Source organism: Lysobacter sp. Root76 (genome assembly GCF_001428685.1).
Taxonomy (GTDB): Bacteria; Pseudomonadota; Gammaproteobacteria; order Xanthomonadales; family Xanthomonadaceae; genus Lysobacter.
Window position 1 is genome coordinate 95196 of record NZ_LMIK01000009.1, and the last position, 11368, is coordinate 106563.

The following is an 11368-nucleotide window of genomic DNA, read 5'->3' on the forward strand; positions in this document are numbered from 1 at the left end:
TGCCGCTTCGGCAACTACCATTGAATTCCGGCGCCCACCGAGAAGCCCCAATCGCGAGTGGTGTTGCCGCTGGCCTGGGCCTTGTAGACGAAGCGGCCGTTGTCGGTGATGCCCGACAGGCCCAGGGCCATGCCGTACTCGCCCTGGTAGCCGCCGAAGCCCACCGCCAACATGCTCTTGCCCGGCAGGTAGGCCTGCGGCAGGCCGGCCATGGCCATCGCCGAGGATGTCGCGCCGCGGTAACCGCGTTCCATCGTCCACACATCGTTGTCCAGCTGGGCCAGGCGGGCGTCGGTGTACTGGTTGGCCTGGTTGATCGCGTAGTTCACGCCCGAGCTCAACTGGTTGACGTTGACCGCGTCGGTGCCGGCGATGCCCGGCGCCACGCCGGTGATCGTGCGGCCGCCGATGTTCATCTCGCCGGTCGAGGTGCTGTTGCCCACGTAGGCGGCGTTGTAGTTGCTCTGCGCGCCGACGGTGGTGGCCGAGCCGTTGCCGACGGCGACGCTGTTGACGTGGGTGGCCGTCGAACCGGCACCCAGGGCCGCGGAGTTGTTCGCCGTGGCGCTGGTGTTCGCGCCGATCGCGACGCTGTTGTTGCCGCTGGCGCTGGAATTGACGCCGCCGGCCATGGCGTTGTTGCCGGTGGCGCCGTTGTTGGCGTAGTTGCCGCCCTGCACGCCGCCGTCGTTGACGCTGTAGTAGTGGGTCGCGGTGGCGTTGACGTGGTTCTGCACCGCCTGCAGCTGGGCGACGTTGACGGCATCGCTGGGCGCGGTGCCGGCGGCCACGCCGGTGATCTGGCGGTACAGGCCGTTGCTGGCGTCGCCGACGCTGACCGCACCGGCGGTGCTGGTGGTGGCCGCAATGGCCGCGGTCTGGCCGGCGGTCGCCCCCGGAGGCACGTAGCCGGCGACACCGGCGGCCGTGTTGGAGACCGAATTCGCGCCCAAGGCGACGCCGCCCGCCACCGTGGATTGCGAACCCGAGCCCACCGCCACCGAACCGGTGCCGGCCGCGTTGCTGTTGACGCCCACCGCGACGCCGCCCTGGCCGCTGGCCGAGGCGTTGACGCCGGCCGCCACCGAATTCACGCCGCTGGCGCCGTCGTTGTTGTAGTTGCCGCCGTGCGTGCCGCCGTCGTTGACGCTGTAGTAGTGCGCCGTGGACGCATTGACCACGTTGCTCAGGTTGGCGATCGCCTGGTTGGTCGCATACAGCTGCGAGCCGTTGATCGCATCCGTGCTGGTGCCCGAGATGCGACCGGCCGCGACGTTGGTGATGGTGCGCTCGGCGCCCAGGCTGCCCACGCTCACGGTGCCGACCGGCGCGGTGCCGGCGAAGCTGTAGCTGGTTCCGCCGATGACCACGCCCGCCGTCCCCACCGCCGCCGCCGTCGACGCGTTCGATCCCAGCGCCACGCTGTTGGCGTCGGTCGCCGTCGCGTTGAAGCCGATGGCCACGGCGCTGTCTCCGCCCGCCGCCGCGTTCACGCCCGCTGCCAGCGCGTTCAAGCCGGTGGCGCCGTCGTTGGCATGGTTGCCGCCCTGCACGCCGCCGTCGTTGACGCTGTAGTAATGCGTCGCGCTGGCATCGACCTCGTTGCTGAGGTTCTCGATCGACTGGTTCGTGGCGAACAGCTGCGAGCCGTTGATCGCATCGGTCGAGCTGCCGGAAATCCGGCCGGCCGCGACGTTGGTGATGGTGCGCTCGGCGCCGAGACTGCCCACGCTGACGGTACCGATCGGCGTGGTGCCGGCGAAGTTGTAGCTGGTGCCGGCGATGACGACGCTGGAGGTACCCACCGCGACCGCCGTCGAGGCGTTCGAACCCAGCGCCACGCTGTTGGCGTCCGCCGCCGTCGCGCCGAAGCCGATGGCCACGGAGCCGGCACCGCCGGCCGCCGCGTTCACGCCTGCGGCCAGCGAGTTGAGGCCGGTGGCGCCGTCGTTGGCGTAGTTGCCGCCCTGCACGCCGCCGTCGTTGACGCTGTAGTAATGCGTCGCGCCGGCTTCGACCACGTTGCTGAGGTTCTCGATCGACTGATTGGTCGCGAACAGCTGCGAGCCGTTGATCGCATCCGTCGAGCTGCCCGAGATCCGGCCCGCCGCGACGTTGGTGATGGTGCGTTCGGCGCCCAGGCTGCCCACGCTCACCGTGCCGGTCGGCGTGGTGCCGGCGAAGTTGTAGGTCACGCCGTCGATCGTGGTATTGGCGGTTCCGACGGCAGCCGTCGTCGCCGAGCCCGCGCCCAGCGCCACGCTGTTGGCATCGGCCGCCGTCGCGCCGGAACCGATGGCCACGGAGCCGGCACCGCCCGCCGTTGCGTTCACGCCCGCCGCCAGAGAATTCAGACCGGTGGCGCCGTCGTTGGCGTAGTTGCCGCCCTGCACGCCGCCGTCGTTGACGCTGTAGTAGTGCGTCTGCCCCGCCGTCACTTCCTGCGACAGCGCGCGCAACTGAGCGACGTTGACCGCGTCGGTATCGGTGGAGCCCGCCGCCACGTTGGTGATCTGGCGGGTCTGACCGCTGCTGCCCACGCTCACCGCGCCCAGGCGGCTGACCCAGGTGCTGCTGGTATCGGTGGAAGGCAGGCCGGTGACCGGGTCGTAGCCCGCCGCGCCGGCCGCCGTATTGGCCACCGAGAACGAACCCAAGGCGACGCCCTGAGGAGCGCTGGCGATCGAGCCCGCACCCAGGGCACTGGCGTATTGGCCGCTGGCGGCGGAACTGTCGCCCAGCGCGACGGCGCTGCGCCCGCTGGCCGCCGAGGCCGGCCCCAATGCCAGCGCGCCCAAGGCGCTGGCGTTGGCGCCGCCGCCGAACGCGGCCGACGAGGCTCCCGACGCCTGCGAAGTGTCGCCCACGGCGACGGCGCTGACGCCGGAGGCGCCGGCGTTGGGACCGATGGCGGTGGCCGCGCGTCCCGAGGCGTTCGCGTTCGTGCCGAATGCGCTCGAGAACTGATCGCCAGCCTGGGCGTTGTTGCCCACGGCCGTCGCGAACTGCCCGCTCGCGGTCGCCGTGTCGCCGACCGCGGTCGTCCAGCCCGCGGCCGCATCGGAGTTAACGCCCACCGCCACCGCGCCCTGATCGGCGGCGGAGGAATTGAATCCGACCGCCACCGACAGGTTGCCGCTGGCGCTGGCATTCACGCCGGCCGCCAGCGCATTCAGACCGGTCGCACCGTCGTTGGCGTAGTTGCCACCCTGCACGCCGTTGTCGTTGACGCTGTAGTAGTGCGTCGCGCCGGCTTCGACCTCGTTGCTGAGGTTCTCGATCGACTGGTTGGTCGCGAACAGCTGCGAGCCGTTGATCGCATCCGTCGAACTGCCGGAGATCCGGCCGGCCGCGACGTTGGTGATGGTGCGTTCCGAGCCCAGGTTGCCCACGCTGACCGTGCTGTTCGGTGTGGTGCCGGCGAAGTTGTAGGTCACCCCGTCGATGGTCGTGCTGGACGTCGCCACCGCAGCGGCCGTCGCCGAGCCCGAACCCAGGGCGACGCCGCCGGCATTCGCCGCGGTCGCGCCGAAACCGATGGCCACGCCGCCGTCCCCGGCCGCCGTCGCGTTGACGCCGGCCGCCAGCGCATTCAGACCGGTGGCGCCGTCGTTGGCGTAGTTGCCGCCCTGCACGCCGTTGTCGTTGACGCTGTAGTAGTGCGTCGCGCCGGCTTCGACCACATTGCTCAGGTTCTCGATCGACTGGTTGGTCGCGAACAGCTGCGAGCCGTTGATCGCGTCTGTCGAGCTTCCGGAGATCCGGCCGGCCGCGACGTTGGTGATGGTGCGTTCGCCGCCGACGGTGCCCACACTGACTGTGCTGGTCGGCGTGGTGCCGGCGAAGTTGTAGGTCACGCCGTCGATGGTGGTGCTGGACGTCGCCACCGCAGCAGCCGTCGCCGAGCCCGAACCCAGGGCGACGCCGCCGGCATCGGCCGCGGTCGCGCCGGAGCCGATGGCCACGCCGCCGTCCCCGGCCGCCGTCGCGTTGACGCCCGCCGCCAGCGCATTCAGACCGGTGGCGCCGTCGTTGGCGTAGTTGCCGCCCTGCACGCCGTTGTCGTTGACGCTGTAGTAATGCGTCGCTACCCCGTCCACCAGATTGGTCACCTGGTCCAGATTGACCGCGTCGCCGCCATTGACCGCCGGAGCCACATTGGTGATGGTGGTATTGCCGGCATCGATGCCGATGTTGGTGATGCTGGGACCGCCGCTGATGAAGCTGATGCTGCCGTCGTTGATGACGGTATCGCCGACGGTGACCGAGTTGAAGCTCGGGTCGGCCACTACGCCCACGGTCAGCGTGCCGGTGCCATCGTTGTAGTTCACTGTCGCGTTGCTGCCGGCCGTCACCGTTAGCGTTTCATCCGGAGCGATGTTGCCGGTGTTGGTGCCGTCGCTGATGTTCCAACCCGCATTGGCGGTGGTGGCCACCGCTTCGATGGCCTGGTTCGTGGCGAACAGCTGCGAGCCGTTGATCGCATCCGTCGAGCTGCCCGAAATCCGGCCGGCCGCGACGTTGGTGATGGTGCGTTCGCCGCCGACGGTGCCCACGCTGACCGTGCTGTTCGGCGTAGTGCCAGCGAAGTTGTAGGTCACCCCGTCGATGGTCGTGCTGGACGTCGCCACCGCAGCGGCCGTCGCCGAGCCCGAACCCAGAGCGACGCCGCCGGCATTCGCCGCGGTCGCGCCGAAACCGATGGCCACGCCGCCGTCCCCAGCCGCCGTTGCGTTCACGCCGGCCGCCAGCGCATTCAGACCGGTCGCACCGTCGTTGGCGTAGTTGCCGCCCTGCACGCCGTTGTCGTTGACGCTGTAGTAATGGGTCGCGCCGGCTTCGACGACGTTGCTGAGGTTCTCGATCGACTGGTTCGTGGCGAACAGCTGCGAACCGTTGATCGCATCGGTCGAGCTGCCGGAGATCCGGCCGGCCGCGACGTTGGTGATGGTGCGTTCCGAGCCCAGGTTGCCCACGCTGACCGTGCTGGTCGGCGTGGTGCCGGCGAAGTTGTAGGTCACGCCGTCGATGGTGGTGCTGGAGGTCGCCACGGCGGTTGCCGTGACCGAACCCGAGCCCAGCGCCACATCGCGGGCGTTGTTGGCCACGGCCGTATCGCCCAGCGCGACCGCGCCCGCCGCCAGCGCGCTGCTGGTGCTGCCCAGCGCGACGCTGCCCTGGCCGATNATCGCGGGCGTTGTTGGCCACGGCCGTATCGCCCAGCGCGACCGCGCCCGCCGCCAGCGCGCTGCTGGTGCTGCCCAGCGCGACGCTGCCCTGGCCGATCACGGTGTTCTGATAGCCGATGCCGACCGCGCCCTGCGCCGCCGTGCCGGCCACGCCCACGGCCTGACCTCCGCCGCCGACCATATTGGTATTGCCCATCGCCACCGAACCGTTGCCGGTGGCGGTGTTGTCCAGGCCCTGCGCGACCGCGCCGTTGCCGGTGGCAGTGTTGGGATCGCCGATGGCCACGGCGCCATTGCCGCTGGCGAAGTTGCCCGCGCCGATCGCGACCGCGCGGCCGCCGGTGGCGGTGGAAGCCGTGCCGATGGCCACTGCGTCGGCGGAGTTCGCGTTGGCGTCCGTGCCTACCGCGATACTGTTCTGACCCGTTGCAATGGCGTGCAGGCCCACGGCCGTAGACGCTATCCCGCCTGCAGTGGCCTGGTAACCCGCGCCGAATGAGAACGTGGCGGTGGCGTTCGTGCCCCCGCCGATGGCGGTGGCCGTGGTGGTGCCCGCATTCGCACCGTTGCCGTAGGCCGTCGCCCAATCGCCGATGGCTCTCGCGCCTTCGCCGACCGCGGTTCCGTAAGACCCGGTCGCGCTGGAATTGCGGCCGATTGCGATGGCGTAGGTTCCCGAGGACCCGGCGTCCGTGCCTATCGCGATACCGCTCTCACCGGCAGCGTTGGCGTGCAGGCCCATGGCCGTGGATGCCACGCCACCCGCATTGGCCTGATAGCCCGTTCCCAATGCGAACGTGGCGGTGGCGTTGGTGCCTGCGCCGACAGCAATGGCCGTAGTGGTGCTCGCATTGGCGCCGTTGCCGTAAGCGGTCGCCCAATCGCCGATGGCTCTCGCGCCTTCGCCGACCGCGGTCCCATAGGACCCTGTCGCGGTGGCATTGCGCCCGATCGCTATGGCGAAAGGTGCCGTCGCACCGTCGTTGAGATAGTTCGCCTGCGGCGCGCCGCCATCGTTCACGCTGAAGTAGTGAACGGGCGTGCTGGCCGCGATGGCCGCGATCGCCTGGTTGGTGGCGAACAGCTGCGAGCCGTTGATCGCATCGGTCGAGCTGCCGGAAATCCGGCCGGCCGCGACGTTGGTGATGGTGCGCTCGGTGCCCAGATTGCCCACGCTGACCGTGCTGGTCGGTGCGATGCCGGCGAAGTTGTAAGTCGTACCGCCGATGGTCGTGCTGGCCGTACCGACCGCCGTCGTCGTGACCGAGCCCGAGCCCAGCGCCACATCGCGGGCGTTGTTGGCCACGGCCGTATCGCCCAGCGCGACCGCGCCCGCCGCCAGCGCGCTGCTGGTGCTGCCCAGCGCNGTGCTGGAGGTCGCCACGGCGGTTGCCGTGACCGAGCCCGAGCCCAGCGCCACATCGCGGGCGTTGTTGGCCACGGCCGTATCGCCCAGCGCGACCGCGCCCGCCGCCAGCGCGCTGCTGGTGCTGCCCAGCGCGACGCTGCCCTGGCCGACCACGGTGTTCTGATAGCCGATGCCGACCGCGCCCTGCGCCGCCGTGCCGGCCACGCCCACCGCCTGGCCGCCGCCGCCGACCATATTGGTATTGCCCATCGCCACCGAACCGTTACCGGTGGCGGTGTTGTCCAGGCCTTGCGCGACCGCGCCGTTGCCGGTCGCGGTATTCGGATCGCCGATAGCCACCGCGCCATTGCCGCTGGCGAAGTTGCCCGCGCCGATCGCGACCGCGCGGCCGCCGGTGGCGGTGGAGCCGCGACCGATGGCGACCGCCTCATCGGCATCGGCGACGGATTCACCGCCGATGGCGATGGCATTGGCGCCCGATGCAAGGGCACCGAGGGTGGCATTGCCGCCGATGGCGACCGAACCGATGCCGGTAGCGCGCACGGCCGTTGCTGCGCTGTTACCGCCCGAGCCGAGCGCCGTCGCGTTGTCGGCAGCCGCATTGGCCCGAGTACCGGCCGCCAGCGCATCCAGGCCGGTTGCCCGGCTTGCGATGCCCACTGCGACCGCGCGATCCTGCGATGCCATCACATCCGTACCGATGGCGATAGCGCCCGCCGCAGTGGCGCCCCCTCCCACAAGCGTGCGCGCACCCAGATTGATGGAATTGATATGGCTCGCGACCGACTGGAAGCCGATGGCGATGGCGTTGCGGCCGCTTGCGTTGGCGCTGCTGCCTTGCCCGATGGCATCCAGTGCGGAGGCGCTCGACCGCGAACCGATGGCGATCGCATTGCCCACGCTCGCATTCGCGTTCAGGCCGATCGACGTCGTTGCGTTGGCCCCGACGCCGATACCTGCGTTTGTACCGATGGCGATATTGTCGCTACCGGTGACCAGGTTGCCCGCGGAAGCGCTCAGAGTGCCGTCATAGGTGACGCTGCCGTCGCCTGTGCCGAAGGCGACATTGCGCGCACCCGTAACGCCGGAGCCGGCGCCTCTCAAGACGCTTGCGATGCCGCCGCCGACTGCGTTGTTCTGGCCACCGCTGACGAGCGTGCCAGCCGCAATGCCCACCGCAACGGAACTGGCGTTGCCGGTGGTCGATCCGGCGCCGGCGCCCTGACCGACGGCCACCGTACTGCCGCCAACGGCGACAGCCTGCGCTCCGAGCGCAAGCGAACTATTGCCTAGCGCCTGAGCGCTGTTGCCGACAGCGGTGGCCGCGGCGATGTTGGCCGTTGCCTGGCTTCCTATCGCGACGGTATTGGCTCCGCTGGCAACGGACGCCCAGCCTCCGGCGAACGAGGTATTGCCGCTGGCCAAGGAGCTGACACCGACTGCCGTGGCGTTCCCTCCCGTGGCGTTGGAGAAGGTGCCCAAGGCGCTGGCGCCGGCGCCGGTGGCCAGCGCGTCGGCACCGAGCGCGATAGTGTTGATGTTGGTCGCGCGCGTGCCCGACCCTATGGCGACGGCCAGATTGGCGCTTGAGACGGATAGAGTGCCGATGGCAACGGCACTGGTTCCGCTCGCGGTCACGTCCTGTCCAATGGCAACGGTGCTGTTGGCCAACGCGCCAGTCGTCGGGCCGGTACGGGCACCCAAATAGATGGAGTTGACGCCGGCCGAGTAAGCCTGGAACCCCAAGGAAATGGAATTCTGCGCGGCGCTACGGGAGTTGTAGCCGACCGCAAGCCCGCCCAGGACATCGACGCGCGCGAGAGAGCCCAGCGCGGTCGCGCCGATGCCCGAAGCTACGGCGTTCAGGCCCATGCACGAGGCGGTGCCGTTGTACTCGTCCCAGGGCGCGGTATCGCAGTTCACCGCCTGCGCCTGCGCCGATGGCGTCCATCCGATCCACCCGATGGCCATCAGCGCGGTCAGTACGCCCGCGCGCACCGTGCCCGCCGGGCGCGAAGCCGTCTTTCCGCCGGATGCCTTGCCGCGCGGCGAGGCCAACTCGGAAACGACCACCAGCTGATTGAGGGAAGGGCTCCATACCACGCTATAGATCTTGTTCATCAGTGTTTTCCCAGTTATCGAGCCAGTGCGGCGGTCTGCGAAGCGAAGCGATCGGGTCTGCGGTCGGCGGCGGGAGGTCGAGATCGCACACCGGAGTACGGTGGCCAGGTTCCGTCTCGGCTCCACCGCCCATAGCGGTCCATGCCGCGTTCCCTCTCTCGTTCGATCTGCGGCTTCGACGCGGCGCCGCCGTCCGTTGTCCGCCCGCGCTTGCGCGCGTCGGGACGCGAGGCGGTGGCGGGATCGGCAAGCGTGCGGTGGCGCGGGCCACCGTCCTGGAAGGCGCGCTCTTCGATGGAGCGCATGCCGACTCTGTCGGCTGCGGCGTCGGCAAAAGTCGCGCGGACCGGCCGCGGCGAGTAGGCAGCAGGTCTATCGAGAGCCTTGAACGCGAACACCAGCGGCGTCCAAAACGCCGACCGCAGCAGCGACGCCGCGTATCGCAACAGGTCTTGGCATGCGCCGACAGGCCTGATCCATGCTGTCGCACCGCCGCTACGCTCGTCGATTGTCCGCTTCATGCACTGCCCATCCTGATGGCGGTCCGAAGCGCGCTGTCTCCGCTGTCCGGAGCTGCGCTACTGGTCTTGCGTGACGAACGTTAGCGATTGAAAACAGCGATTACACGCACGCTTGCTCACGAAAAATTCTTGTCGTCGCGCGTTGCGTTCGCGGCATGGGGCGATCGTCGCGTCGACCCAGCGCACCTGCCCATGGGGTCGACATCCGCTCGGTGAGATCGATCGCGGATGGGAGCCGTCTTGCGTCGTTCGCAGCGTCCATGCACGCGAACATTCCGATGGGTCGGCCCATCGAATCGCCTGCCGCGACCTGCAGCTCGCGAATGCCGCCGGCGCCGCGCTCATTCGGTGCATCGATCGTGGCCGAACTAGGTTCGGCATCGCGACGACGGCTCCCGGCCCAAGCACCGCCAATGCCATGCGGCGCATACGGACGAGGCTTCCTCACGCTCACCAGCAGTGAGAAATCGAAAAGGATTCGAGCGACGTCCGGCGATACCGGCTGCGCAAAGAGTGACCGCCATTACGGTTTTCCGCTGGCACTGCCAACTTCGCATTGCATGGCCGAACCACGCTGCTACCCTGGCCACCGGTGGTCATTCGGACAGGGGACCGCAACCAGTCGCGCCCGCTCCGTCGAGCGCGCGAGCGGTGCATGGGGTGGTCCAACCGCTCCCCGGCCATCGACTGCCCTCCCCTGCGCCCATGCCACCGATGACCCTCCGCGTATCGCAGCCCTCTTTTCGGCATCGCCTCCTCGCCTGGATCAGGCGTGTGCCCACCCGCTCGACCCACGACAAGCGCAACGCGCTGACCCTGCAGGCGCTGCTGGTCGTCGCCATCGCGACAGCGCTGCTCGCAACCATCGGCTCATGCGCGGCGGCGGAGGACATGACGGGGATCACCGAGAACTGGCTGACGCTGGTCATCGGCGCCTACGCATGGTCCTGCCTTTGCCTGCTGCGCAACGGGCTGTACCGGCTGTCGGCCAGTCTCACCGTCATCGGCGGCCTGATCCTGATGGGCATGAGCTATCAGGCGTATGGCTTGCGCGCGCAGTCCGGCCTGCAGATCACTCACCTGCTGCCGCTGCTGTTCTCGGGCCTGCTGCTGGGGCGGACCGCCGTCTGGTGGACCGCCGTGGCCTACGCGGCCGTGCTGGCCTTGGGCACGCACACCGACCTGCGGCTGGCGACGGGCTCCAACCAGGTCTCGGAGGCCTTGGCCAACCTGCTGCTGGCCGGCATGAATTTCCTGGTCCTGGCGACCATCCTCGACCGCCTGATCCTGTCGACGCAGCAGGCGATCAAGCGCAGCGAGGAACTGGATGCGGCCTGCCAGGAACTCGAGCGCCAGGTGCAAGAAAAGGAGCGTGCCTACGAGCGCCTGCTGCAAACCCAGAAGATGGAAACCATAGGCCGGCTTTCGACCGGCATCGCCCACGACTTCAACGCCATCCTCAGCGTCATCCTGGGGCATGCGACCTCGGTGAACATGCGCGGCGACTCCGCCGACGCCATCCTTCCGGGGATCCGCCAGGCGGCACGGCGTGGCGCCACGCTCACCCGGCGCCTGCTCAGCTTCAGCCGCCCGCATATCAGGCAGGTCTCGGTGTTCGACCTCGCCGAAGCGATCGACGAAGTGCGGCCGTTGATCCTGCCGATGTTCCATCGCGGGATCCAGGCGACCCTGGACACGTCCGTCTCCGGCCTGCGGATCGAGGCGGACCGCGACGAATTGGTCCTCGCGCTGCTCAACATCGCCAGCAACGCCTGCGATGCCATGCCGCAGGGCGGCCGCTTCCTATTGTCCGTCGAAGCCGAAGGGACTCACGCCGCCCTGCGCATGGAGGACACCGGGACCGGAATGACACCGGAGGTACTCGCGCGCATGTTCGAACCGTTCTTCACGACCAAGCCCAAGGACAAAGGAACTGGCATCGGCATGGCGACCGTGCACCGCTTCGTGCTCGAGCATGGCGGCGAAATAACCGCCGATAGCAGCCCCGGGGGAGGCACCCGCATTCGCATCCGGTTGCCGCTGTCGCAACGCGGCGACGAAGTGGGCGACGGGGGCGATGCCGGCCTGGCGCTTCAGCGGGCGCCTGCGGTCGAGGCCGGTCACCAACGTCCGTCGCCTGCCGCTCGCGGAGCGGCCGATCGGTAATT

Annotated in this window: 3 protein-coding genes; 1 reads left to right on the plus strand and 2 read right to left on the minus strand. The window is 69.2% G+C overall.

The genetic code is table 11. From position 1 onward, the window contains the following. Positions 1-14: 14 nt before the first annotated feature. Positions 15-5186: YadA-like family protein (locus tag ASE10_RS21210; protein WP_235567578.1), on the minus strand; the 5172-nt coding region annotated here is incomplete at its 5' end. 3507 nt (positions 5187-8693) lie between these two features. Then, the gene (locus ASE10_RS20425; protein WP_157481161.1) at positions 8694-9200 is read right to left on the minus strand and encodes a hypothetical protein; all 507 of its coding nucleotides are present in this window, start codon (positions 9198-9200) and stop codon (positions 8694-8696) included. Between the two features lie 774 nt (positions 9201-9974). Between ASE10_RS20425 and ASE10_RS17745 the strand changes: the two genes are divergently transcribed. Next, positions 9975-11366 carry an ATP-binding protein gene (locus tag ASE10_RS17745; protein ID WP_055910373.1) on the plus strand — a complete coding sequence of 464 codons (1392 nt, stop codon included), beginning with the start codon at positions 9975-9977 and terminating at the stop codon, positions 11364-11366. The last annotated feature ends 2 nt before the right edge of the window (positions 11367-11368 follow it).

What these genes read in the sequence shown, in the direction of transcription:
- ASE10_RS20425 (WP_157481161.1), bottom strand. Translation starts at nt 9,200, where the DNA reads ATGAAGCGGACAATCGACGAGCGTAGCGGCGGTGCGACAGCATGGATC.